14 protein-coding genes, 1 tRNA gene and 7 pseudogenes are annotated in these 24,995 nt (G+C 65.3%); 6 read left to right on the forward strand and 16 right to left on the reverse strand.

All coding sequences use genetic code 11. From position 1 onward, the window contains the following. The 3 genes and pseudogenes from G6N41_RS00005 to G6N41_RS29365 form a co-directional block, all read right to left on the reverse strand. A pseudogene (locus tag G6N41_RS00005) lies at positions 1–5,133 on the reverse strand (fatty acid synthase subunit beta domain-containing protein); the annotation flags it as partial. A gap of 357 nt (positions 5,134–5,490) precedes the next feature. Then, positions 5,491–5,886, reverse strand: coding sequence for a glycoside hydrolase domain-containing protein (locus G6N41_RS29355; protein WP_407663854.1), 396 nt, complete (start codon positions 5,884–5,886; stop codon positions 5,491–5,493). Positions 5,887–5,926: 40 nt separating this feature from the next. Then, positions 5,927–6,360, reverse strand: a pseudogene (locus G6N41_RS29365) (DUF1906 domain-containing protein); the annotation flags it as partial. Between the two features lie 360 nt (positions 6,361–6,720). Here G6N41_RS29365 and G6N41_RS29370 point away from each other — a divergent pair. From G6N41_RS29370 to G6N41_RS00020, 3 genes are all read left to right on the forward strand, one after another. Beyond that, positions 6,721–6,849 carry a hypothetical protein gene (locus G6N41_RS29370; protein ID WP_259594201.1) on the forward strand — a complete coding sequence of 43 codons (129 nt, stop codon included), beginning with the start codon at positions 6,721–6,723 and terminating at the stop codon, positions 6,847–6,849. Between the two features lie 72 nt (positions 6,850–6,921). Continuing rightward, complete coding sequence (locus tag G6N41_RS00015) at positions 6,922–7,323, forward strand: hypothetical protein (protein ID WP_198966238.1); 402 nt, start codon at positions 6,922–6,924, stop codon at positions 7,321–7,323. Between the two features lie 21 nt (positions 7,324–7,344). Continuing rightward, positions 7,345–7,893 (forward strand): hypothetical protein, encoded by a 549-nt coding sequence (locus G6N41_RS00020; RefSeq protein WP_231608476.1) that lies wholly within the window; start codon positions 7,345–7,347, stop codon positions 7,891–7,893. 201 nt (positions 7,894–8,094) lie between these two features. Here G6N41_RS00020 and G6N41_RS00025 read toward each other — a convergent pair whose 3' ends face one another. From G6N41_RS00025 to fabG, 5 genes and pseudogenes are all read right to left on the reverse strand, one after another. Continuing rightward, on the reverse strand, positions 8,095–8,808 hold the full coding sequence (locus G6N41_RS00025; protein WP_198966234.1) for a GntR family transcriptional regulator: 714 nt from the start codon (positions 8,806–8,808) through the stop codon (positions 8,095–8,097). Between the two features lie 7 nt (positions 8,809–8,815). Continuing rightward, positions 8,816–10,011 (reverse strand): annotated as a pseudogene (locus G6N41_RS00030) (acyl-CoA dehydrogenase family protein). Next, positions 10,008–11,158 (reverse strand): annotated as a pseudogene (locus tag G6N41_RS00035) (CoA transferase). The pseudogenes G6N41_RS00030 and G6N41_RS00035 overlap by 4 nt, the downstream one beginning before the upstream one ends. Before the next feature lie 78 nt (positions 11,159–11,236). After that, positions 11,237–12,460: an acetyl-CoA C-acetyltransferase gene (locus tag G6N41_RS00040; protein WP_198966236.1), complete on the reverse strand. Its 1,224-nt coding sequence runs from the start codon at positions 12,458–12,460 to the stop codon at positions 11,237–11,239. After that, positions 12,457–13,202 (reverse strand): annotated as a pseudogene (gene fabG, locus G6N41_RS00045) (3-oxoacyl-ACP reductase FabG). Before fabG ends, G6N41_RS00040 begins: the two are co-directional and overlap by 4 nt. Positions 13,203–13,318: 116 nt before the next feature. Here fabG and G6N41_RS00050 point away from each other — a divergent pair. Then, entirely contained in the window at positions 13,319–14,482 is a 1,164-nt protein-coding gene (locus tag G6N41_RS00050; protein WP_198966237.1) for an acyl-CoA dehydrogenase family protein, read from the forward strand. 2 nt (positions 14,483–14,484) lie between these two features. Here the strand turns inward: G6N41_RS00050 and G6N41_RS00055 are convergent. From G6N41_RS00055 to G6N41_RS00070, 4 genes and pseudogenes are all read right to left on the reverse strand, one after another. After that, positions 14,485–15,550 (reverse strand): annotated as a pseudogene (locus G6N41_RS00055) (phosphotransferase family protein). A gap of 53 nt (positions 15,551–15,603) precedes the next feature. Next, positions 15,604–17,341, reverse strand: a pseudogene (locus G6N41_RS00060) (ABC transporter ATP-binding protein). Continuing rightward, positions 17,338–19,962: an ABC transporter ATP-binding protein/permease gene (locus G6N41_RS00065; protein ID WP_198966239.1), complete on the reverse strand. Its 2,625-nt coding sequence runs from the start codon at positions 19,960–19,962 to the stop codon at positions 17,338–17,340. Before G6N41_RS00065 ends, G6N41_RS00060 begins: the two are co-directional and overlap by 4 nt. A gap of 503 nt (positions 19,963–20,465) precedes the next feature. Next, positions 20,466–20,549, reverse strand: a tRNA-Leu gene (locus G6N41_RS00070). A 149-nt stretch (positions 20,550–20,698) separates the two neighbouring features. On the opposite strand from G6N41_RS00070, the gene G6N41_RS00075 reads away from it, so the two are divergent. Both G6N41_RS00075 and G6N41_RS00080 read left to right on the forward strand, forming a co-directional pair. Continuing rightward, the gene (locus tag G6N41_RS00075; protein ID WP_020730081.1) at positions 20,699–21,091 is read left to right on the forward strand and encodes a lipoprotein; all 393 of its coding nucleotides are present in this window, start codon (positions 20,699–20,701) and stop codon (positions 21,089–21,091) included. Then, a complete protein-coding gene (locus tag G6N41_RS00080; RefSeq protein ID WP_020730080.1) occupies positions 21,088–21,450 on the forward strand; it encodes a DUF3817 domain-containing protein in 363 nt (120 codons plus the stop codon). The genes G6N41_RS00075 and G6N41_RS00080 overlap by 4 nt, the downstream gene beginning before the upstream one ends. 21 nt (positions 21,451–21,471) lie before the next feature. Here the strand turns inward: G6N41_RS00080 and rdgB are convergent, their stop codons facing one another. The 4 genes from rdgB to G6N41_RS00100 all read right to left on the reverse strand — a co-directional run bounded on the left by rdgB (position 21,472) and on the right by G6N41_RS00100 (position 24,716). Then, the gene (gene rdgB, locus G6N41_RS00085; protein WP_198966240.1) at positions 21,472–22,086 is read right to left on the reverse strand and encodes an RdgB/HAM1 family non-canonical purine NTP pyrophosphatase; all 615 of its coding nucleotides are present in this window, start codon (positions 22,084–22,086) and stop codon (positions 21,472–21,474) included. Positions 22,087–22,238: 152 nt separating this feature from the next. Continuing rightward, positions 22,239–22,781 (reverse strand): DUF4395 domain-containing protein, encoded by a 543-nt coding sequence (locus G6N41_RS00090; protein ID WP_198966241.1) that lies wholly within the window; start codon positions 22,779–22,781, stop codon positions 22,239–22,241. 280 nt (positions 22,782–23,061) lie between these two features. Further along, complete coding sequence (gene rph / locus G6N41_RS00095) at positions 23,062–23,841, reverse strand: ribonuclease PH (RefSeq protein WP_198966242.1); 780 nt, start codon at positions 23,839–23,841, stop codon at positions 23,062–23,064. A gap of 101 nt (positions 23,842–23,942) precedes the next feature. Further along, the gene (locus G6N41_RS00100; protein ID WP_198966243.1) at positions 23,943–24,716 is read right to left on the reverse strand and encodes a cyclic nucleotide-degrading phosphodiesterase; all 774 of its coding nucleotides are present in this window, start codon (positions 24,714–24,716) and stop codon (positions 23,943–23,945) included. Between the last annotated feature and the right edge of the window lie 279 nt (positions 24,717–24,995).

A 24,995-nucleotide genomic window follows, 5' to 3' on the forward strand; every position in this document is an offset into this window, starting at 1 on the left:
CACTTCCACTGTGCTGTGGGCGTATTCGGGCAGCTTTAGCGTGTTGGTAGCCAGACCCGCCACGGTCGGCGAGGTCTTCACGCCGATCTCGACGAACCGCTCCACGCCGAGGCCCGCCGGCCTCCTCGATGAAGAGCAGATCCTGGGTCTCAATCCAGCGCACCGGACTGGCGAACTGCCATGCCAGCAGCTCGATGAAGACGGTGAGCGCCAGCTCTCGCGGGCGCTCCCGAATCCAGGTGTCGTAGTCGGCCAGGATCTCGTCGAGCGGCTCGGCCGGCACCAGATCCCGGATCTCCTGGATGAAGTCACGGTCCAGGTTGAACAGCCGCGGCACCAGGTTGGGGATGTAGCGCCCGATGATCAGGTCCGGATCGGCGTCGCGCGGCATCACGCGGTCCAGCGAACGGCGGAACTCCGCGACACCAACCCGCAGCACCCGCGAGTGGAACGGAACGTCGATGCCGGGCACCAGGATGAACGAGCGTCGTCCGCCGCTGAGTTCACGGCGCCGCTCCACTTCAGCCTCCAGCGCCTCCAGCCCGCACCGTGCCCGCGATCGCGTATTGCGACCCGCGCAGGTTGAAGTTCACGATCTCCAGGAACTCACCGGTGCTCTCGGCGATCTCGGCGACGAAGGCCGGAACGTCGTTGTCATCGAGGTCGATCTGCGACGGCCGGATGGCCGCCAGCCGGTAGTTGGACCGCCCCAGCTCGTCACGAGGCACGATGTCGTGCATCTTCGAGCCGCGGTGGAACACCATCTCCAACAGGGCTTCTAGTTCGTAGATACCCGTCACGCAGGCCAGTGCGGTGTACTCACCCACCGAGTGTCCACAGGCGATCGCGCCCTCAACAAAGGCACCCTGCTCACGCATTTCGGCCACCTGCGCGGCCGCCACGGTGGCCATCGCAACCTGGGTGAACTGCGTCAGGTACAACACCCCGTCGGGGTGATGGTAGTGCACACCGCTGGCGATGAGGCTGGTCGGATTGTCCCGAACCCGTGCAGCACCGAGAAACCCAGCGTGTCGCGGGTGAACCTGTCCGCGGTGTCCCACACCTTACGGGCCGCCTTGGGCGTGCTCGGACCTCCATGCCCATGCCTTTGTGCTGAATACCCTGACCCGGGAATGCATAGACGGTCTTCGGCGCGGCCAGTCGTGCGGACGCCGACATCACCAGATCCGAACCGATGCGCGCTGACACTTCCAGAACCTCTGCGCCCTGGTCGATTCCAACGCGCTCGACACGGAAGTCCACATCGTCACCGGGGCGCACCATGCCCAGGAAACGCGCGGTCCACCCGACCAGGCGGGCCGGCGGGCGAGCTTTCCCGTCGGTGGCGGTCACGGTGTGCTGCGCTGCGGCCGACAACCACATGCCGTGCACGATGGGCGATTCAAGCCCGCCAGCAACGCCGCGGAACGATCGGTGTGGATGGGATTGTGGTCGCCGGACACCACCGCAAACGGACGCATATCCACGGGCGCCGTGAGGGTGACGTCGCGGCGACGGCGCCGCGGGGTGTCGGTGGCGTTCTCCGATACCGTGCCACCGGCCCGAACCGGGTCGCTGAGTTCAGCGGTTCCGGTACGGCCCAGGATCGCGAACCGCTCTTCGAGAGTGGCGATCGTCGCACCGTCGGGCCCGGCAACTGTCACCGAGACCGGCACCACACGACCCATGTCGGTGTCGGTGGCATTGGAAGCCGTTGCCGTAACGGTCAATTGGGCAGGAATCTTGGGCAAATCGCCGACCACGCGAGCCGCATGGTCGAGGTGGACCAGGCTGAGCAGCCCCTCCACCACCGGCACACCGCTGTCGGTCACCGCGGAACCGATCGCTGCGAAAACCGCCGGCCAGCACTGCCCGACCAGTGCGTCCGGAACGGTTGTGAGGCTAGGTGCCAGCGGCTCACCGAAAGTGGCCGTGACCCCGGTGTGGTCGGCCACCTTCTCGGGTCCCAGTCGACGGTCACCGTCGCCGTTCCATCGGTTACCGGGGCAATGACTCCGGCCCGTCCACACGGCCGCGATCGCCAGCACCGAGCGCATCGCGGTGGTGGCGTCGTCGGTGGAGACCACCGGGATGCCGCCGTCAACGGTGTTGGCGGGCAGGGTGAACCGGATGTCGATCCAGGTGGCCGAAACCGGCACACTCAATACCACGTCGCTGCCCTGGACTTGCAGCCGAGCGCCAGTGGACGTGCGTGGCGCGGGGACTTTCGGGTCCGTCGTGGACCTGCCACTCGCTCGGGTCGGCGATCCGGTGGACCGGATTCGTCGCGGTACGCCCGGCCCACAAAACGTCCGGGGCATCCAGCACAACGGCGAGCGGCCCGGTCACATCGGGACGGCCCAACCGGCGCGATGTGACCGCCTTCGCGTCACCGTCGCTACCGAGCACCTCATCGATGGCGGCCCGCTCGAAGCGGTCCAGCAGCTCACCGACCGGCTCGTCCATCCGGGTGATACCGGCGACCGCCGCGGGGCCGGGAATGATGCACACCTGGTCAGCGTCGTAGCGGGCGTCATGGGCCTGCCACAGCGAGTCACTGCGCCACCAGCGCCGAACGTCCTTGTCGATGACGGGCACAAAGTTGACCGGCTTGCCAAGGGTCTTGCACAGCGTCACAAAGAACGGCACGTCCGCCGGGTGCAGCTGGACGGTCTCGGCGTCCGGGTAACGGGCCAGCAGCGCGGCGATGGTCTGCGTCGGATTCTCCAGCAGCGCCGGATCGGCGAATGCGGTCTCGATGGGACCGAAATCCTGTGGGTGCAAACGCGCTTCGGCGCGCTGCAGCATCTGCTGGAACCGGTCTCGCCAGGTGTCGGCCAGCCACGGGCTGCCCGGCGCGGCGGTGTCGGCAGTCGAATTGCCTTCGCCGATAGCCAGTTCGACGTAGCGCTGCAGCCACTGCAGATATGTCATGTCGGCGATGTCGCCGAAGTAAGGCTTGGCGGTCTTGGCCATCGCGGCGATGATCTCGTCGCGACGCTCGGCGACCGCATCCGCGTCTCCGGCCACCTCGTCGAGCAGCTGCCCGCAACGCGACGCGCTGTTGTCGATCTCGTGGATGTCCGCACCGAGCTGGCTACGGCTGGAAGCCATGCCGCCCTGAGCTTTTCCGGCGCCGATCCACTCGCCGGTGCCCTGGGTTTCGACCAGCATCTTCTTGACCGACGGCGAGGTGGTGGCCTCCAGTGCGGCCATGGCGGCGGTGCCGACCAGGATCCCGTCGATCGGCATCAGCGGGAAGCCATAGGCCTGCGCCCAGCGCCCGGACAGGTACTCGGCCGCGCGCTCCGGGGTACCGATGCCACCGCCGACGCAGACGGTGATGTTGGCGCGCGACCGCAACTCCGAATAGGTCGCCAGCAACAGGTCGTCGAGGTCTTCCCAGGAATGGTGGCCACCGGCGCGCCCACCTTCGACGTGCATGATAACCGGCTTGGTGGGCACCTCGGTGGCAATGCGGATCACCGAGCGGATCTGCTCGATGGTGCCGGGCTTGAACACCACGTGGCTGATTCCGATGTCGTTGAGTTCGTCGATCAGCTCGACGGCTTCTTCGAGGTCCGGGATGCCCGCGCTGATCACCACACCATCGATTGCCGCGCCGGACTGGCGCGCCTTTTGCACCAGCCGCTTGCCACCGAGCTGGAGCTTCCACAGGTAGGGATCGAGGAACAATGCATTGAACTGATAGGTGCGCCCCGGCTCGAGCAGACCGGACATCTCGTTGATGCGGTCGGCGAAGATCTCCTCGGTGACCTGCCCGCCGCCGGCCAGCTCGGCCCAGTGCCCAGCGTTGGCCGCCGCGGCGACGATCTTGGCGTCCACGGTGGTGGGCGTCATGCCCGCGAGCAGGATCGGCGACCGACCGGTCAGCCGAGTGAACTTCGTCGAGAGCTTCACCCTGCCGTCGGGGAGACGAACAGCGGTCGGGGCATAACTCGACCAGGCCCTGGCAACCTCGGGCGTGGCTCCGACGGTGAAGAGGTTGCGCTGGCCGCCGCGCGTTGCCGCGGGCACGATGCCGATGCCCAAGCCCCGGATCACCGGCGCGGTCAGCCGGGTCAGGATATCACCGGGCCCTAGGTCCAGGATCCAGCGTGCGCCGGCCTCGTGGACCCGGTTGATGTCGCTGACCCAGTCCACCGTGTCAACCAGGATCGCCTCGGCCAGCTGGCGGGCCAGGGCGACGTCGAGGCCAACCTTTTCGGCCCAGCCGCCCACAATGTCAATTCCGTCCGCCAGCCGCGGAGTGTGGAAGCCCACCTCGACCTTTACCGGATCGAACACGGGCGCGAAGACATCGCCGCCGCGGATCTTGGTCTTGCGCTCGGCTTCTTCTTTCTCCGATATCTGGCGGCAATACAGCTCGAAGCGAGACAACTGCTCGGGGGTGCCGGTGATGACGAGCGAACGCCGACCGTTGCGGATGGACAGCACGGGCGGAAGCACGGTGCGCACGTCCTGGGCGAAGTCCTCCAGCAGCTGCTGGATGCGCTCGGGGTCGGCGTTGGTGACCGCAACCATCGGCGGGCGATCACCGAGGACAGATATCCCACGTCGCCGGGCCACCAGCGTTCCCGCCGCACCGATCAGCTGAGCCAGGGCCAACAGCTCCACGTCGCGCACCCCACCGGCGTTGAGTGCCTCCACCGCCAGCACGCCCTGCGAGTGCCCCACCGACACCACCGGAGGGGTCGCAATCAGGTCCATACCCTGGCGCGCCAAGGCGCGGACGGCTGCGACCTGGGTGAGCAGCACGCCCGGCAACGACACCGCCGACGATGTCAGGTGCTTGTCGGACGGGACTGGATCCTCAGCAGCCAGCGCACGTACCCACTGCAGCGGCTCGAAACCGATCGGGCGGACCACAACCAGTTCCTTGGACACCGGCTCGAGCAGCAGCTCGACCTCGCCCACCAGGGCGGCCAGTTCTGATTCGATTCCGGCCGCCGAAACCAGTTCCTCGAGAGTCTCGAGCCAGGCGCTGCCCTGTCCCCCGAATGCCACCGCGAATGGCTCACCCGTGGTCAGACGATCGACCAGAGCATGGGTGCTGTGCGGGCCAGTCTCGTCGCGGTCAGCTGACACCCGGTCGTGCTCGTGGATCGTCACGTTCAACATCTCCTGTTTGTGCGTCTGTACATCTCAGCTCGTTCGGCCGCCCGGACTCCCTGCGGGGGTTGCTCGATTCCGCGTCGAATCGCAGCCGAAAAATCCTGTAACCGGTGTGTTGTCGGCGGGCCGGCCCATGGATCGGGCGGCGCGACGGACTGCATCGGCCATATAAGAGTGTCATAAGGATCCGTCCACTCTTTTGACGCCAATAAGTTACTGGCGAGTTCTACGCACGGGTAACCGTGTCATGGGTAACACCGCGTTTAACCGACGGCACAGGCATGCCGAACAAACGTCCTGCATGCAGGTGGTTACGCCTGAGTAGCTATAACTGCGCTGATCAAGGCAGTATTGTTACCAAATCGTTATGTTAAAAGTTAGCGCCAAGGCCACCGTGCGACATCGTCTCAGCCGTTTCAGCGCGCGGGCATCGGCGCGGACAGCGCTGCCCAGCGAGCGAACAAGTGTTTGCTGGAGTGATGGCCCCAAGGGGTGGCCAGGCCGAAGGTCAGGCCGCCCAAACTGGGGCTTGAGGATCTCGTTGATGTCCACGCCGACTCCGCCAACTTTGCGCTTGTCGATCTCGACCTGGTGCAAATTGGCGGCCGGGTGCGTGTATCCCTTCGGCGAGCCCCAGTTGTGCTGCCAGAAGTAGGAGCCCAGGCCGTCGCGCACCGCCCAGTCGATCGTCTTCGAGTTGGCGTACACACCGGTGCGCTGATGGCCGATCCGACTCCCAGGCCCGCAGATACGGAACTATCTGGTTCTTGTACTGCTCGTAAGACGGGTTGTCGTCGACTGAGGCATAGATGGGGGCACTTGGCGGGCCGCCGGCCGCCGTGTGCAGCTCCACGCCGCGCCTGGCGTGCTGTACGCCCGCGGCAGCACCACCCAGCCAGTCCGAGGTGCTCCCTTCCCGTACTGATAACAGGAGACGACCTTGAGCCCATTACCGACCAGATCGCGCGCCTCACCGATTTGGATCGGCTTACCGAGCATCCAGGCTCCGCCGGGCCGACGGTCGGAGACATATCGGATCGACCCGACCGCGCCGGCGGCCCTGATCTGACTGGCCGGAATGACGCCCGCGGCATAGTCCAGCAGGGTGCCCAGCGACGCCGCCGACACCGGCGCAGCGCGCAACGACGCGGCAGCAGCCCCCAGGTCTACCAGCCCGGGCGTCGCCGCCGCGAATTTGAGCACCTGACGCCGCGAAACCGACACATGCCCCAGATTACTTCACAAGCAACACATGACACGTTGGCCACAACCATCACATCTGCATCACATCGCCGCATCCTCGCCATCGCGAGCCCGCGGGGCCGATTCACACCAGCGCGCCCGACCGCACCAGCACCGGCGCCGCCGGGCATCGCGTGATGCATCAAGTCAAGATGCCGGCAAGCATCACGAGAAATGCCGTGAAGCGTCCTCGGTGGATCACGTAAAAATGCCCGCGAAACGGTCGATCCTCAGCAGGCATGGGAAGTGGGCTGTCGATGTCGTCTCGGGCCGAGATCACCGCGAAGTTCGCCAGGGCGTATGTGGGGCGCCGAAGGCGGACAAGGGCAGATTCTGGATCAGGTGGTGGCGGTCACCGGCTGGTCGCGTGACAACGCCCGGCGGCGGTTGAGGGCGGCGGCCGCGCCGCCGGGAGCGGGTCGGCAGGTCGCCAAACGGACTCGCCGGCAACGCAATCCGAAGTACTCCTAGGATGCGCTCAAGGTGTTGCAGAAGGTGTGGGCGGCCTCAGGCGGGCAGTGCGGCCGGTACCTGGCCGCTTCCATGGCACTTCAGTTGGATGCTCTAGAACGCCACGGCGAACTGGTGGACGGCCGTGACCGTTACGGCCCGGCGGTGCGTGCCGAGCTGTTGGCGATGAGCAGCGCCACGATCGACCGCTACCTGCGCGGCGCCAAGGCCCGCGACCAGATCTCGGGTGTGTCGACGACGAAACCCTCCCCGCTGCTGCGGTCCTCGATCACCATCTGCAAAGCAGGCGATGAGGCCGAAGAATCTCCGGGGTTCTTCGAAGGCGACACCGTGGCGCACTGCGGCCCGACACTGAAAGGTGAGTTCGCCCGCACGGTCAACCTCACCGACATGCACATCGGCTGGGTGTTCACCCGCACGGTGCGCAACAACGCCCACCCACATCCTGGGCGCCCTCAAAACCGGAATTACTAAAATCCCTATAAGGTAACGGGTTTGGACTTCGACAACGGCACCGAATTCCTCAATAAGGCGGTCATCAAGTGGGCCGCGGACATGGAGATCTTCTTCACCCGCTCACGACCCTACAAGAAGAACGACCAGGCCACCATCGAGTCCAAAAACAACCACCTCGTGCGTCGCTACGGGTTCTACTACCGCTACGACACCGACGAAGAACGCGCCGTGCTCAACCGGCTGTGGCACCTGGTCAACGACCGGCTCAACTACCTGACCCCCACCATCAAACCCATCAGCTACGGCTGCAGCCGCGACGGTCACCGCCGCCGGCTCTACGACAAGCCCCAGACCCCCCTGGACCGGCTGCTGGCCGCCGGAGTCCTCTCAGCGGCCCAACAAACAGAGCTGCTCACCTACCGCAACAGCCTCAACCCCGCCGCGATCGCCCACCAGATCGCCGACCTGCAAGCCGCCCTGCTCAGACTCGCCAAAGACAAGACCGAACAGCTCTACCTCGCCGCCATACCCGCCGCTCTACCCGCCCTCAAAGCCGGCATCCGCATCAAAAGCAAGACCACCACCTGACCCCGATTTCGCGGGCATTCCTTACCTGATGCATGAACCAGGTTTCGCAGGCATCTTGACTCGATGCATCACGCAGATCGCACCAAACTGGGTGCGGATATTCGACCGGACCCAGCAAACACCACACCGGGGCAGCAACCGGCAGGCCTGGCGCGCGAAGGGTGACCCTCCCGTCCGGCCCACGGGGCCGAGCCAGCACCGCTAGCCCCCTCGGGCCCGCTCGGCCGCGGACCCGGAAGGCGCCGACTCCGCAACCACTCCCCGGGCGATGAGATGGTCGATCAACGGAACTGCGCTGGAGGCGAGGTGTTCTGACATCGCGGTTCGGGCAGCCTTGTCATCGTGTTTCTTCAGCGCCACCAACACCCTCCGATGGTCTTTGACCGCCCGGGCGGGCCAGTGCTCGATGCCGGGGAACACCGATTCGGGTTGGTAGCGGGTGATCTGTGACATCAGTTGGGAGAGCCGCGGAGAATCCGCAGCAAGATTGATGGCGCGGTGGAACTCGTGGTTCAACCGGACCGTCCGCTCGTCGTCGTCAGCGGCGTAGGCTTCCTCGAGCTGCGCTTGTATCTGCTGCAGTTCAGCTAGCTGCGCGGCGCCGATGTTGATCGCGGCCCGCGCCGCCAGCTCGCCGCCAACGTGAGCCTGCACATATGCGACATCGGCAAGGTCGCGCTTGGTCAGCGGCAACACCACGAAGCCGCGATGCGGCTGTTGGGCAACCAGGCCTTCGGCGCGAAGTGCGAACAGCGCCTCACGCACCGGTGTGACACTAATCCCCAACTCGGCCGCTAACTGGTCCAGCCGTATGTATTTGCCCGCGGCGTAGTTGCCTTCGTATATCCTCTTGCGGACGTATCGCGCAACGTCGTCGGGAAGTTGTGGCCGCGCCGCGAATTCCGGATCAGTCATCGCCCTACTAGCCCTCTCGGTACTCGTGCAGTAGCCGCTTGCTGATGATGGACTTCTGAATTTCGCTGGTGCGCTCGCCGATGAGCAGGAATGGTGCATCACGCATCAGCCGCTCGATCTCGTACTCCTTTGAGTATCCGTAGCCGCCGTGGATGCGGAAGCTCTGCTGGGTGACTTCCGAACAATATTCGCTGGCAAGATATTTAGCCATTCCAGCCGCGACGTCATTGCGCTCACCGGAGTCCTTCAGCCGTGCCGCGTGGACCATCATCAGGTGTGCCGCCTCGACCTTGGTCGCCATCTCGGCCAACTGGAATGAAATGGCCTGGTGCTCGGCGATCGGCTTGCCGAAGGTGTGGCGTTGCTGCGCGTAGCGAACCGCCAGCTCGAAGGCGCGCAGGCCAACCCCGCAGGCTCGCGCCGATACGTTCACCCGGCCGACCTCGATTCCGTCCATCATCTGAAAGAAACCCTGTCCCGGGGTGCCACCGAGGATGTCGTCAGCGGTTGCCCGATAGCCATCGAATATGAGTTCGGTGGTATCGATGCCTTTGTAGCCCAGCTTGTCGATTTTTCCGGAATTGTCAGGCCCGGCAACACTTCCCCGAACCCGGTTGGCTTCTCGACCAGAAATGCGGTCAGGTTGCGGTGCGGCTGGGCAGCGCCTTCGTCGGTTCGCACCAGCACCGCTACCAATGTCGAACTGCCACCGTTGGTCAGCCACATCTTCTGCCCGTCAATGGTGTAGTTGCCGTCCGCGCCGCGCGTGGCCCGGGTGCGGATCGCGGCAACATCGGAGCCCAGTTCGGGCTCTGACATCGAGAACGCACCGCGGGACTCCCCGGTGGTCATCCGCGGCAGAAAGCGTTGCCGCTGCTCCTCGGTGCCATGCTGACGCAGCATGTAGGCCACGATGAAGTGGGTGTTGAGCACACCTGACACGCTCATCCAGCCACGGGCCAGCTCCTCCACGCACAACGCGTAGGTCAGCAGCGACTCGCCCAGCCCGCCGTACTGCTCCGGAATCATCAGGCCGAAAAGGCCGATGGAACGAATCTGCTCGACAATCTCGTGCGGATAGGCATCCTTGCGTTCCAGCTCGGACGCGTTGGGAATCACTTCCTTGTCGACGAATTGCCGTACCGTCGCGACAATCTCGGCCTGTAGTTCGGTTAGGCCCAGTGTCTGAGCGAGTTTGGTCACGCGTACTCCTTATCTTGCTGGCCGTCTGGACCGCCGATCGTCTTGGCGCTGGCCAAACGGGCGATATCTGCCGTCGTCAAACCCAGGTACTCGGTCAACACGTCGGCGGTGTGTTCTCCGAGCGCCGGGGAGGGCGCACCTGCGGGGTGACACCCGTCGAAAGCGGTCGGCAGGCCCGGAGCAAGGTAGTCCCCCACACCGGGCTGGCTCAGTTGAGAAAACAACGGGTTGGCAGTCACTTTCGGATCGGCTGCCACCTCCGCGAAAGTTCGGTACCGCTCGAAGAGCACAGTCGTGGCTGACAATGCCGCGCCGATCTGCTCGGCCGTGTGATCGGCGAACCAGGCGGCGAACAGACCGTTGAGCACGCTGCGGTATCGGTATCGATCGCCTTCGGCATCGAAGTCCACCCCCAGCGCCTCGGCCAGCGCCGTTACCGCCGGACCGGTGCCGGTCACGTCGACCAGATCGCGAAAGTGCCGACGGGTCAGCGTGATGACCATGAACGATGTCCCGTCGCGGCTGGCGAAGTCCTGGCCGTACTGGCCGTAGATGGAGTTACCCAGCCGCTCACGCTGGGTACCGTTGACCTGCGGCTCGGTCAGCAGGCCCAGGTTTCCCGCCGTGGCCAGCGCCACGTCCTCCAACGCCAAACTGATCTGAGCTCCCGCCCCGGTCTGGTCGCGGCGGCACAGCGCGGCAACCACGGCGAGCGCGGCGTAGAGCCCACAACTAACGTCCCACGCGGGCAGCACATGGTTGATCGGGCCGGCATGGTCGGCCGGACCGGTGACGAGCGGGAATCCGGTCGCCGCGTTGACGGTGTAGTCCACCCCGGTACCGCCGTCTCGCCGTCCCAGCAACTGCAGATGGATGACGTCAGAACGCGTGGCGGCCAATACTTCGTGGCTGAGCCAGTGCAGGCTGGCATTGGTCACCACGACTCCGTCGCCTTCCAGGACGAGGCGCTGGACCAGCCGCTGTCCTGCTGCCGAGCGCAGATCGATGGTGGCCGAACGCTTGCCCTTGTTCAGCCCGGTCCAGTAGATCGATGTGCCGCTGGCCGCCAGGGCCAGCGGCGGATATCGGAGGCACCGCCGATCGGGTCGACGCGGATAACCTGCGCACCCAGCTGGCTCAGCGTCATGCCGCACAGCGGCGCCGCGACGAAGCTGAATACCTCTACAACGCTAATGCCGCTCAGCGGCAAGTCCGGCAGGCATGGCTACCCGACCCGCTCGAAGATCGCCGCCAGGCCCTGGCCGCCACCGATACACATCGTCTCCAGCCCGTAGCGCGCCTGACGGCGAGTGAGTTCACGAGCCAGGGTGGCCAGCATTCTGGCACCGGTCGCGCCCACCGGGTGGCCCAGCGAAATACCCGACCCGTGCACGTTGGTTCGGTCGCGGTCGGCGGCGCCGAAGTTCCATTCCCGCATCACCGCGAGCGCTTGGGCGGCAAACGCCTCGTTGAGTTCGATCAGATCGATGTCGGCCAAGCGCAGAGCCGCCTTGGCGAGCGCGGCCTCGGTGGCTGGTACCGGACCGATGCCCATGACGTCGGGCGCCACCCCGGCCAGGCCCCAGGACACCAAACGCACCAAAGGTCTCAGCCCGTACTCGTCGGCCTTCTCCGGTGTGGTCAACACGCACATCGATGCGGCGTCGTTTTGCCCGCTGGCATTGCCCGCCGTCACCTTCGCTTCGGGATCATCTTGGTGCAGAATGGGTTTGAGCCCGCTCAGGGCCTCCACCGAGGTGTCGGCGCGTGGATGTTCGTCGGTGTCGATCAATTCCTCGCCTTGGCGCGTTCGCACCGGAACGGCAATGGTCTCCTCGGCGAAAATTCCATCCTTCTGGGCTGCGACCGCACGCTGATGCGATGTCACCGCCAGCTCGTCTTGCTCCAAACGCGAAATACCGCACTGACGCCGTAGATTCTCGGCGTTCTCCAGCATCCCGCCCGGCACCGGGTAGTTTCTTCCCCCCGCGGTGACGCGGCCGCGAGCCAGTGCGTCGTGCACGCGTATTCCGCCGCGGGCACCGCCCCAGCGCATATCGGTGGAATAGAAAGTGACATTGCTCATGCTTTCGCAGCCTCCGGCAACGACGAGGTCGCTATCGCCGCTGCTGACTTGCTGGCAGGCCTGAATCACCGCTTGTAGCCCGGATCCGCAGCGCCGATCGACCTGCATACCGGGAACCGTCACCGGCAGGCCGGCATCCAGCGCCACCACCCGTCCGATGGCCGGGGCCTCGCTGCTGGGGTAGCAGTGCCCGAGGATCACATCCCCGACCGCAGCGGGCGCCAGGCCGGTGCGATCAAGCAGTCCGCGCAGCGCGACGACGCCCAGATCAACAGCGCTGTGTGACTTGAACATTCCGCCGTAGCGACCGATCGGTGTGCGGACGGGTTCGCAGATGACAGCCTGGCGCATAGCGGCACTCATATGAACCGTCCTCCCGTCACGTCCAGCACGGTGCCGGTCATATACGAGGACAGATCGCAGGCCAAAAACAAGGCAACACTAGCGACTTCGCTGGGTTCGCCGGCTCACCCCATCGGCACTTCAGCCAACTTCTAGTCCCAGATACGTTGCGGCATGGCTTCTGTCATCGCCGAGCGGATCAAGCCCGGAGCGATGGCATTGACCCGGACACCGACGTGGGCGAGTTCTTTGGCGGCCGCCTTGGTCATCCCGACGATCCCGGCTTTGGCGGCGGAGTAGTTGGTCTGGCCGACCATCCCCACCTTGCCCGACACCGACGACATATTGACGATTGCGCCGCGCTTGTTTTCACGCATGATGGCCGCGGCCAGCCGGATGCCGTTCCAGGTGCCCTTCAGGTGCACATCGATGACCTGATCGAACTGCTCCTCGGTCATTTTGCGCATCGTCGCGTCACGAGTGATGCCGGCGTTGTTGACCATGATGTCCAAGCCACCGAACCGTTCCAGCGCGGTCTGCAGCAGCGTCTCGACCTCGTCGGCCTTGGTCACGTCACACCGCACCGCCACCGCGACCTCCCCGCCGCCGAACTGCTTGGCCGCGGCCTCAGTCGCCTCGAGGTTCACATCACCAAGGACTACCCGAGCACCCTCGAAACGAACCGCTCCGCGATCGCCAAGCCCAAGCCCTGGGCCCCACCGGTAACTACCGCGATCTGACCTTTCAGCAACGACACCGACATCACACTTCCCTACGTCTTCTGGCCCTCGGAGGCTCTCGGTCAGTCAAACATATTTCATATATGATCTTGCCGTGACAGCGGTGCCCAGGCGCCCACCCCAGAAGGAGCATCCGCCCATGACCGCCCCCCAGGTATCCGACGAGGACTTTGCGCAGATCCTGGCCCAGACCCGCCACTTCGTTCGCTCGGTTGTGCTGCCGCGTGAGCAGCAGATCCTCGACGAGGACCGGGTTCCCGAAGACCTACGTGACCAGGCCAAACAGATGGGACTGTTCGGATACGCGATACCGCCGCAGTGGGGCGGTCTTGGGCTGAATCTGGTGCAGGACGTCGAGCTGGCCATGGAATTGGGCTACACCTCACTGGCAGTGCGGTCGATGTTCGGCACCAACAACGGCATCGCCGGGCAAGTGCTAGTCGGGTTCGGCACCGATGAGCAGAAGGCGCGCTGGTTGGAGCCCATCGCGTCCGGCGACGTCGTCGCCTCTTTTGCCCTGACCGAACCGGGAGCCGGATCCAGCCCCGCCGGCCTGCGCACCAAAGCCGTTCGCGACGGCGATGATTGGCTGATTACGGGGCAAAAGCGTTTCATCACCAATGCGCCCGTCGCCGACCTGTTCGTGGTGTTCGCGCGCACTCGGCCCGCCAGCGACAAGAGCCCGGGCATCGCCGTGTTCCTGGTGCCCGCGCAGAGCGCCGGTGTCGAGGTGGGCGCCAAGGACGCCAAGATGGGCCAGGAAGGCGCGTGGACCGCTGACGTCAGCTTCACCGACGTCCGGGTTGACGACGCCGCGCTGGTCGGCGGCAGCGAGGACATCGGCTATCGAGCCGCAATGACCTCGTTGGCCCGCGGCCGGGTACACATAGCCGCGATCGCGGTGGGCGCCGCACAACGTGCGCTCGACGAGTCCGTGGCGTACGCACCCACCGCAACCCAGGGCGGTGTGACGATCGGCAGCTTTCAACTGGTCCAGGCGATGCTCGCCGACCAGCAGACCGGCGTGCTGGCGGGCCGCGCATTGGTGCGCGACGCCGCACGGATGTGGGTCTCCGGAGCGGATCGGCGGATCGCGCCGTCGGCGGCGAAACTATTCTGCACCGAAATGGCCGGTAAGGTGGCCGATCTCGCGGTGCAGATTCACGGCGGCAGTGGATACATGCGCGGAGTTCCGGTCGAACGCATCTACCGCGATGTCCGTCTGCTGCGGCTGTATGAGGGCACCAGCGAGATTCAGCAACTGATCATCGGGTCCAACCTGATCAAGGCCGCGAATCGATGACCTCAGCCGATCAGCTCTAGCGTCTCTAGATCCCGGATGGCCTGACAACCTCGCCCCAGCATGGTCAACACCATCTCGTCGCCACGCTCGGTGGCGGTGGCGAAAGCAAATCCGAGGGCCGAGATGAGGACCGTGTGCGGCATGCCCAGTCGGTAGTCGCGCCAGCATGTTTCCCAGTCATATCCGGTGACGCCGTAGCTCAACAGGTTTCGGTGGTAGTCATCGACCAGGCTTTCCTCGATGTCCGAACGCACCTGGGAATTCAGGCTGGTTGCCGTGAAGTACCCAAGGTCTCGAGCCGGAAGGCCGATACCAAGGGTTTGCCAGTCGACCACGGCGACGCGGCGCAGGTCAGGGTCGAACAATAGATTGTCGAGCCGGTAGTCGCCGTGCAGCAGCGCAAACCGGTCCCGCTCGGCGAGCAACCACGGCGTCACCAGATTCATGGTCTCGGTCAAAGTTTCGCGGTCGGCGGCGCTGAGCCGATCACCGAGCTTGTCCAGGGTGATCTCCGCACTCATCCGCGCCACCTCACCAAGACCGTTGGCGAAAGGTTCATCCGGGAAAGGGAATGCGATCCCGGGCTGGTCCAGCCAAACCGGATCACACCAGCTCGGCCCGTGCAGCCCGGCCAGCGCAACGACGGCCAGCAGCGCCTCACGTTCGCCGCAGCCCGTGAGCTGGTCGCCCTGCACCGCGGGCGCCTGATCCTCCAGCAGCAGCGCGAAATCCATTGCATCTTCTGTGATCTCGCAGTAAAAGCAGCGGGGTCGGAACCCGGACCCGATCGGCAGCCGAAGAATAGAACGCACATTCGCTGCGATAACCGACGACGACTCGGTCCCGCACGGTGTCATCCTGAGCCGGCAATTTGATCACAAAGGTGTCCGGCAGACCCGCCGGATCCGGGTCATAGGTGACGGTCAGCCGATAGGTGGCTCCGGTCTGCCCGGTGCCGATCGGGACCACATCGACTCCCGATACCCCGACCGGTGTGCCGCGTTCGCCAAGGACCGCCGCCAGCCACTGCGGGGTTACGTCGGTGGGGTGGCGAGGGATGGAAACCAAGGCGGCCACCTAGCAACTGTAAGTCATACGGCATCAGTTTCGGCCGACCTGATCTAGCCGGTGCGGATCCGCCATTCGGCGGCATCGTGCTGCTGTCGCCAGAACTCATGGAAGCGCCCTGGGCGGCGAGCAGCTCATCGATCGATCCGTCCTCGACCACTCGACCGTCCTCGACGAAGAGCACGCGGTCGGCATGACGGATGCTCGCCAGTCGGTGGGCGACGATCACCCGGGTGCGTGATTGCGGATCGGCCGTGAGTGCATCGACCACCGCGACCTCGTTCTCGGTGTCCAGCGCGCTGGTTGCTTCGTCGACCAGCAGCATCGGGGCGTCCTTGAGCAGGGCGCGCGCGATGCTGACCCGTTGGCGTTCACCGCCCGACAGCGCGGAACCGGCTTCGCCCACAACGGTGTCGGCGCCGTCGGGCAGCCTGTCGATCAGCTCGTCAACCCGCGCCAAGCGGATCGCCCGCCCAATTGATCCTGGTCCGCACCCGGGTTTCCCGCCAGCACGTTCTCGCGGATCGAGCCATGAAACAGGTAGGGATGCTGGAACACCACGCTCGACAGCGTGCGACGGGTGTGCGCATCCAGCGTCGCGGCGTCGGCTCCGTCAATCAGGATGCGGCCTCCGGTCGGCTGGTGCAGACCCGCAATCAGCGCCAGGATCGTGCTCTTTCCCGATCCCGAGGGGCCCACGATCGCAGTCGTGGTACCCGGCTGCAGGCAGAAACTGACCCCGCCAAGCACCGGCTCGGTGGCGCCGTCGTAGCTGAATGCGACGTGGTCGAATTCGATCCGCGCCGCCGCAGGGCCGTCATGCAGCGTGGCGGTCCCGGCCGCCACGGCCGGTGCCGTCAACACCGACCGGATGCGATCGAGCATGGCGCGCACACTCTGCAGCGCGGGAGCGAGCTCGCTCACGGCGGTGAAGGGCTCCAGGTAACGGGCAATCACGACAATCAGGGCGATCGCCTCGGGAACCGTCAGCGTGCCGCCCACGGTCAGCGCCGCGGTCGCTCCGGCCAGCACGATGAGCGCCAGCTGGCTGGCGATGCTGAACAGCAGCTGGCCGGGGACCTGCATGGCGAACAACCGCATCAACGAGCCGTGCTGGCGCGCAAGCGCGGATCCGACCAGGCTGCGGGCAGGCTCGACACGACGCGCGGCACGTAGCGCCTGTTGGGTTCGGGCGAACTCGATAATGCGCTCAGTGAGCGCAATATTGGCTTCGTCGGCGACCTTGTCGGCACGTCGAGCAAATCGCCCCGACGCCCACAGCGCACCCAGCAGCAGGGGCACACCGGCAAGCGCGGCCAATCCCAGCTGCCAGGAAATGGGAAGCAGCGCCAGCCCGATGGCCAGTGGCAGCAGGACCGCCGAGACCAGCGGCGTCAGCAGGTAGACCACCAGTCCCACCAGTTCGGGCCCGCTGGCGGCGATCGCTTGACGGGCGGTCGCCGTGTTGTCTGCGGTGAACCAGTCCAGTCGCACACCGGGCAGCCGGTCTGCTACACCGTGCTGGGAATGGTCGAGCACAGCGAAACCCAGCTCGAAACCGATGCGTGCGCCGATGGCATCGATCACCCACCCGGATACCGTCGCAGCGGTCAGCCAGCCCAGCCACACCAACGCCTGCTGTGGGGTGCTGCTGAACAGGGCACCAATGAGCGGAACCAGCAGCACCGTGCCGATCGCGCGGACCACAACCGAAAGCACCCCAACCGCGGCGCACAGGATCAACTTGCCGCGGCGGTCCGCCGGCACCAGCCCTATCCAGGTGCGGATCATCGTTCGCCCTCCTGGATCGCGGCCAGCTCCACCTGATTGCCACAACCGGTCTCCCACAACCGTCGGTAGCGCCCGTCGGCGGCGAGCAGTTCACCGTGGGTACCGCGCTCGGCGATCTGGCCACGATCGAGGACCACGATCTGGTCGGCTCCGGTGATGGTATGCAGTCGGTGCGCGATGACCAGCACGGTGCGATCCTTGGTCAGCCGATTAAGTGCTTGCTGCACCAGGTATTCCGATTCGGGATCCGCATACGCGGTGGCCTCGTCGAGGATGAGCACCGGTGTATCGGCCAGGATGGCGCGGGCGATGGTGAGACGCTGCCGTTCGCCGCCCGACAACGCGGCGCCGGCTCCCAGCACGGTGTCGTAGCCATCGCGCAACCGCAGCACGCGGTCATGGATCAGGGCCTGGCCGGCCGCGGCCTGGATCTGCTCGGCCGGTGCATCGGGAACGGCTAGCGCGATGTTCTCGGCAACAGTCCCGTGCACCAGCTGAGTCTCCTGCAGCACCAGCCCGACCCACTCGTAGAGCTCATCGGCGGTGAGCGACCGAATATCTTGTCCCCCAACTCGTATCGAACCTTGCTCGACATCATGGAACCGAGCCAGCAGGGCGGCGAGGGTGGACTTGCCTGAGCCCGAAGGCCCGACGAGCGCGGTGACGGTGCCCGGACGCAGCTGCAGCGACACGTCCCGGATCACCGGCACTCCCGGCCGGTACCCGAAGCTGACCTTGTCGAACACCACCATCGCCGCCGAGTCGGCCTCGGCCAGCCCAGTATGCTGTTCCAGTACCGGTTCATCGAGGGTGATTTGCAGCCGGCGAGCGGCCAGCACACCGGCGCTGATGCCGCCGATTCCGTAGGCGATGCCGAGTAGTCGGACACCGAAGTTGGTGCCCAGCAATAAGAACGGCAGCAGATCTACCGGATCCATTCGGTGATTGATCACCAGCAGCGTGCCGATGACGGCGATCAGCCACAGGAACGTCGAAGGCCGGGTCGCAAGGTCCATCATGGTCTTCTTGCCCACCAGCGGACGCTGCCAGGTGACCAGGAATTTGATGTACTCGTCGAGCTGGCGTTTGAAACTCGATGCCGCGGCGCCGCCAAAGACGCGAATCACCGGCTGACCCTCCAGATAGGCCCCGGCCTCATCGTTCATCCGCTCGGCCCAGCGCTGCGAGGCAACCATGCGCGAGCCGGACTGGACCGCAAGCGATGACGTCATCACCAGATACATCAGCACCGGGATGAGCAGAACCAGGGCAACCCGCCAGTCGACGATGAACAGGTAGACGAGCACCGCCACCGGGGCAACCACCGCGTTGACCGCGTCCGGAATCGCATGCGTAACCAGATAGTGCAGCGACAGCGTGTCGTCCTGCACCAGTTGCTTGATGGAACCTGACCCGCGCCCGGTGAACCAACCCAACGGCAGCCCAGACATCTTGCCCAGCAGCCGCGCACGCAACCCGCGAGCAAAGCGGGCGTCAACCACGTGCAGCCACAGCGTGAGGGCGGCACCAAGCAACGTCCCAAGGCCCAGCAGCGAAACGGCGGCCAGCCCAACGTGCCAGAGCCGGGATTCTTGGACCCCCGACAACAATATTCGGGCCAACTCAACCAGCAGCACGAACGGGGCCAGCTGCACCAGGGTGGCCACCACCTGCAGCACCCCGGACAGAATCAGGGCGAAACGTAGCGGCGCGAGCAACCGGCCCGCGGCCTGGGCACGCCAACTGCCGCGCGGCGTGGCCGCCACCGGCGATTGGGCTACCGGCTCCGGGGTTTCGGCCTGCGCCAGCGCGACTTCGGGTTGGTCATCGAGGCAAGTCGAAGCACCGCCTGCGGCGGCGTCTGGCACGCCTTCACGGCAGGTGCCCATCTCGCGGCCGGCGGTCCAATACGCCTGGGCGTGCACCACGGACTTGGGGAATCCGAATGCGTCGCGCAGCCGCTTGCGAACGTGTTTGAGGGCGGTGGCCTCCGGCGTCGCCCACGCATACCAGTCCGACCAGTCCCTGGTCTCGATTGCTTCGGCCAACGATGTCTCGTCTCGGCGGCGAACCCAATGCACCCGCAATCGGGGATGTGCCGTGATGGGGATGCGCGTGTCGTTGTCGTCGTGTTGTTCGAGATACATCTCGATTGGTACGTCGTCGGGAACCGTTCCGACGATCCCGTTCATCCCCGGGATCGACGCCGAGTCTCCGATCAGCAAATAGCCGGCGGGTTGCTCCTTGGGTACGTCGAAGCGCGACGAGCTACCCATCAGCGACATCACTGCGATCGTGGCGCCGGGTTGCACGGAGCGGGCCCACTGCGAGGCGGGGCCGGCCGGTTCGTGCAACACCACGTCGACCGCGAAGCGGCCGGAAGCCGCATCGGCTTCGGAGAGGGTGTAAGCGCGCTGATACTCGGTGTTGGACCCCTTCGGGTCCGGGAACCAAAACCTCAGCCAGGCCGCGGGTTCGGCCTGAGCATCCTCGAAAAGCGTCGGCGAGACCATCCGGATCCGCAGGAAATGCGGTGCGATGTACACCGTTTCGATCACCGTTGCGGTGTGATCACGAGCGCCGAAACCGCGCAACACTGCGCCTTGCAACCCGCGTGCCATCAGCGATCCTCTCTCGAGACGGTGCGCCCCACCGCGACTTTCCCGATCCGGCGACCCGGCGCAATCTTCGCTACCGGCCCGCGGATCAACGCGGCCGACGACGGCCGCACCAACTCCGTAGGTACCCGACGATGGGCAACGGTCCGTTGCAGCACGATCACCTCACGTGTCCGGCCGGCGCCGCGGACACCGGGATCGTCGCGTCGGCACCCGACCGCGATGGCCCGGGCGCGCGACCAACTCGAATGGTGTCGTCCATCGCGTTGAGCGGCGTTCCCCCGCCCATACGTGACGTCATGGTTTTCATCGAATGCGCACCTAGACCTAGGACCCCCACCGAATAAGGGTTGCCTTACTTTAAAGAATAAGGGTTACCTTACCTTAGAGCCCCACGTCTTCGCGCTCGTCGGCCCACCCCTGGTCCGGACGTACAGAAGGAGATAGAACGGCGCCGGCCACATGCGACCGGCACCACCGGGCGTCAGCCCGGGAAACCACATCGGTGCGGGCGGAGGGACTCGAACCCTCAAGCTCTTTCGAGCACCGGCACCTAAAGCCGGCATGTTTGCCAATTTCATCACGCCCGCGCGCCTAGCGATATTACCCAGTCAGCCATCACACGAGACGTCAGCGGTACCGAACGCACCGTGACATCGGGTGCGGACTCGACCGTCGGGCCGTTGATCGCGACGGGCGGCATCAGCTCCCTACCGGGCCCGCGCGGTACCGTCGAGGGGTGTCCACCACCACCCCCCGCCGCCGCGCGCGCCGGCCCGCGCTGATCGCCCTGGTGATCATTGCGGCCAGCGGCTGCCTGGCGCTGGGCTGGTGGCAGTGGACCCGATTCGAGTCGACCTCGGGCAGCTTCCAAAATCTCGGCTACGCGCTGCAGTGGCCCATGTTCGCCTGGTTCTGCGTCTACGCCTACCGCAAGTTCGTGCGCTATGAGGAGACGCCCCCGCAGCCGCGCGACCCAGCAGCGGTGACGGAGATTCCCGCCGGACTGCTGCCGCAGCGAACCACGCCCGATCCGGCTGCGCCCGATGACCCCGCATTGCGCGAGTACAACGCCTACCTTGCCGCACTGGCCGAAGATGATGCCGAAAAGCAGAACAGGACTACCGCATGACCACACCCGAAACCCCCGAAGCGGGGCAGACCACAACGACCTTTCCGGTCGAGAAGATCCGTAGCGCCCTCGTCGGCTATCGCATCATGGCGTGGACGACCGGGATCTGGCTGATCGCGCTGTGCTACGAGATCGTGGTGCGTTACGTCGTCAAGGTGGACAACCCGCCCACCTGGATCGGCGTAGTCCACGGCTGGGTGTACTTCGCTTACCTGCTGTTCACCGCAAACCTGGCGGTCAAGGTCCGGTGGCCGATCGGCAAGACGGTGGGTGTGCTGCTCGCCGGCACGATCCCGCTGTTGGGCATCATCGTCGAGCACTTTCAGACCAAGGACATCAAGACGCGCTTCGCCGTGTAAGACCCCGCGCGGCGCCCCGGGTCAGGGTTGGGTTGTCACCAGGGCCCGCAGTGCGGGTAGCAACAGTGTCAACGCGCGCCCACGATGAGAGAGCGCGTCCTTTTCCACCGGGCTTAGCTCGGCGGCGGTGCGGTTCGCGCCGTCGGCGATGAACACCGGGTCGTAACCGAACCCGCCGGCGCCGCGCGGCTCGTGCGCAACGGCACCGGGCCACTCGCCACGCACCACAACTTCGCCCGAGCCCGAGACCAGTGCGCACGCCGAGACGAATGCGGCGCCGCGGCGCTGCTCGGGTACGTCGCGCAACTGGGCCAGCAACAACGCTGTGTTGCCGGCGTCGTCCCCGTGGTTGCCAGACCACCGGGCGGAGAGCACGCCGGGCATCCCGTTGAGCGCGGCCACCGTCAAACCGGAGTCGTCGGCGACGCTGGGCAGACCGGTCGCAGCGAACGCTTCGCGCGCCTTGATCAGCGCGTTTTCCTCGAATGTCGCGCCGGTTTCGGGCGCTTCATCAAACGGCGCGACGTCATTGAGGGACACCAGGGTCACCCCCGACAATCCGGCGGCATCGAGCACCCGGCGAAGTTCGGCCAGCTTCTTGGCGTTGCGACTGGCCACCAGCAGCTTGGTCACCACTCACTCCGAAACATGGTCATCTCCTCTGCAGAAACGATCTCGGCTCGCTCCCGTCTCGCGGGTGCCGGCTGCAGACGCGGAGGGTCATCGCATCCTCAGCGTCAGTTGGGTGCTGCCCAGCGCTGGCCAAGCGCGCGGCCAGGGTCGCGAACCTACGCGCGACTTTCCAAGTTTATTGCTGGACTTTCCTGGTTGATTTCCGGTCGTGTCGCGATTCCCCTGACGTAAGGAACCTCGCAATCCTCACAACCCCAAATCAACTTGTGCATATAGCAGCCCACGCAAAATCCGAGCGTGGCCTCCGACCAGGTCAGGACAAAACAGATCGCGACAACAACCGCCATCGCCACGGGCGAGGCACCCAACAGCCGCATGGCAAGACACGTCGCCGCCAAGGCGGCACCGAGCAACCACGCAAAGCGTTTTGGCCGCGTCGGTTTCCACACCGGACGAGTACCCATCGTCAACGCCGTGCCCAGAATTCCGGTTGGGCTCAACGGCGTTAGTCCCGTGGCCGCCGCGGCCAACATGTCAAAAAGCACGAACGGACCAACGATGATCACCGGATCGGTTTCCGGCCGCAGCAAAAGCAACGCGATGGTGATTGCCGAGATGATGTTCAGCAAACCCGCCCGCGCGCGCGTCGCGACTTCGTTGATGCGTGGTTCCGCAAGTCCATGCGTCATCTGCCCCATTGCCTACCACGGGGTATTGAGAAAGGCATGCTCGAGTGGGACTCGCCGACTAACCATTAATTGATCCTAGAAACGTGACGGAACATTGGTTTTGGCAAAACTCAATTTGACGTCGCGAGTTTACCATAACGGCATGGCACGGAACGCTGACCAGCCACTTTGAGTCAACTAAAGTCAGCGAAAGCCAAGGCGAGCCAGCGGCAGCGACGTGCCCACCGCCGACCAATTTCCACCCCGAATCCACGCGGATTCGATGGCCCGGGAGGCCAGGTTGGCAGGCTCAGCTTCCGAACGCTTTCGACGGCGGCGGCCCTTCGGGCAATACACCCGGGTACGGCAGCGCCAAGGCATCACGCTGGGCGGCAAACAACGTGTCGCATGCCCCCAGCGCCATGTCCAGCAGCTTGTCCAAGGTCGACCGCGGGAACGTCGCGCCCTCACCGGTGCCCTGCACTTCAACCAGCGTCCCGGTGTCGGTGGCAACGACATTCATGTCGACCTCGGCGCGGGAGTCTTCCTCGTAAGACAGGTCCACCCGAACCCGGCCATCGACCACACCCACGCTGACCGCAGCGATGGCGCAGGACAACGGCCTCGGATCCGACAGCTTGCCGGCCGCCGCCAAGTAGTTCACCGCGTCTGCCAGTGCCACGTAGGCACCGGTGATGGCCGCGGTGCGGGTGCCGCCATCCGCCTGCAACACGTCACAGTCGACAGCGATGGTGTTCTCCCCCAGCGCCGCCAAGTCGATGCATGCCCGCAGCGACCGGCCGACCAGCCGGCTGATCTCCTGGGTGCGTCCGCCGACCCGCCCTTTCACCGATTCCCGGTCTGAGCGGGTGTGGGTTGCCGACGGCAGCATCGCGTATTCCGCGGTGAGCCACCCCAGCCCGGACCCCTTGCGCCAGCGCGGCACGCCTTCGGTGACGCTGGCTGTGCACATCACCTTGGTGCGACCGAATTCGATCAGTACCGAACCCGCGGGGTTTTCGGTGAACCCTCGGGTGATAACCACTGGGCGAAGCTCGTCGTCGCGGCGGCCGTCTTCTCGTTTGGACACGACGCCAACCCTAGCTCGACCGACAGAGACCAATCCGAGGGCGCCCGACACGCACGGGCGGCGCTGACGATCCGGGCCACCCGCGAGCCCGACGCAGCAGTTCAGCCCAGGCTGACTTCGAAAGTCTCGTCGCACACCACCGCGTGCACGGGGCCATCAAATTCCGCTTTGGCCTCGCTGATCACGTCCTCACGCGACGTCCACGGCGGGATGTGGGTCAGCAACAGTTCGCGAACACCGGCGCGGGCCGCGGCTCTCCCGGCCTCAGTCCCGGACAGGTGCAAGTCCGGCGGGCGATCCGGCGAGTGCGTGCAGGACGCCTCGCACAAGAAAACGTCAACGCCGCGAGCCAGCTCGATGAGCTGATCACACATTCCGGTGTCACCGCTGTACGCCAGCGATGCGCCGGTGGAATCGGTAAAGCGCATGCCGTAGGACTCAGTGGGATGTGCGACCACCGTCGGCACCACTGTGACGCCGCCAAGGGTCACCGGTTCGCCGTCGACCCAATGGCGCACATCGAAGATGTCCGAGCAATCGTCGATCTCTCCGCCGAAGGGTGATGACGCCGCGCCCAAACGAGACCAGGTGTCACTCGGGCCGTATAGCAACGCCTTACCTTTGGGGCGCGACGGGTGGTAACGCCGCCACACGAACAACCCCGGCATATCGAGGCAATGATCGGCGTGCAGATGCGACAAAAGCACATGCACGGATGCGGGATCCAGATGCCGCTGCAGCGCGCCCAGCACTCCCCCACCGAAGTCGATGACGATCGGTGGAGTGTCCGGAGCCCTCAGCAGATAACCCGACGCCGCCGAGTCCGGACCTACGACACTTCCGGAACATCCGAGCACCGTTATTCGCACGAACACTACTGTGCCATGCCCGTTACCTCGATGAGAAAAACATCGCCGCATTCGTTGATCAGAATCTTCCCGAGAATGCCGTTCTGCACTTTCAGCTTGCCAACGCGGCGACGTTTCGCTGCGCGGCTACCGGTCGCGTCGGCGTGACGATGTGGGACCTGACGGAGCGGACCGCTCGCAGCCAAAGCCGAGGCCCATCGCCGCGAAATTCCCTAAGAGGGCTTCGCGTGCCAAGGTAATGTGGCCGCACGCACCGGAAGGTAGGGACACTGTGCCGATGGAGTG

This window comes from Mycobacterium shottsii (assembly GCF_010728525.1).
GTDB classification, from domain to species: Bacteria; Actinomycetota; Actinomycetes; order Mycobacteriales; family Mycobacteriaceae; genus Mycobacterium; species Mycobacterium marinum.

Bases quoted from the DNA above. Each gene is read 5' to 3' on its own strand.
- G6N41_RS00025 (WP_198966234.1), bottom strand. From the start codon at position 8,808: ATGACTGATCCGGAATTCGCGGCGCGGCCACAACTTCCCGACGACGTT.
- G6N41_RS00015 (WP_198966238.1), top strand. From the start codon at position 6,922: ATGGCACTTCAGTTGGATGCTCTAGAACGCCACGGCGAACTGGTGGAC.
- G6N41_RS00050 (WP_198966237.1), top strand. From the start codon at position 13,319: ATGACCGCCCCCCAGGTATCCGACGAGGACTTTGCGCAGATCCTGGCC.
- G6N41_RS00040 (WP_198966236.1), bottom strand. From the start codon at position 12,460: ATGAGTGCCGCTATGCGCCAGGCTGTCATCTGCGAACCCGTCCGCACA.
- G6N41_RS00080 (WP_020730080.1), top strand. From the start codon at position 21,088: ATGACCACACCCGAAACCCCCGAAGCGGGGCAGACCACAACGACCTTT.
- G6N41_RS00090 (WP_198966241.1), bottom strand. From the start codon at position 22,781: ATGGGGCAGATGACGCATGGACTTGCGGAACCACGCATCAACGAAGTC.
- G6N41_RS00065 (WP_198966239.1), bottom strand. From the start codon at position 19,962: ATGGCACGCGGGTTGCAAGGCGCAGTGTTGCGCGGTTTCGGCGCTCGT.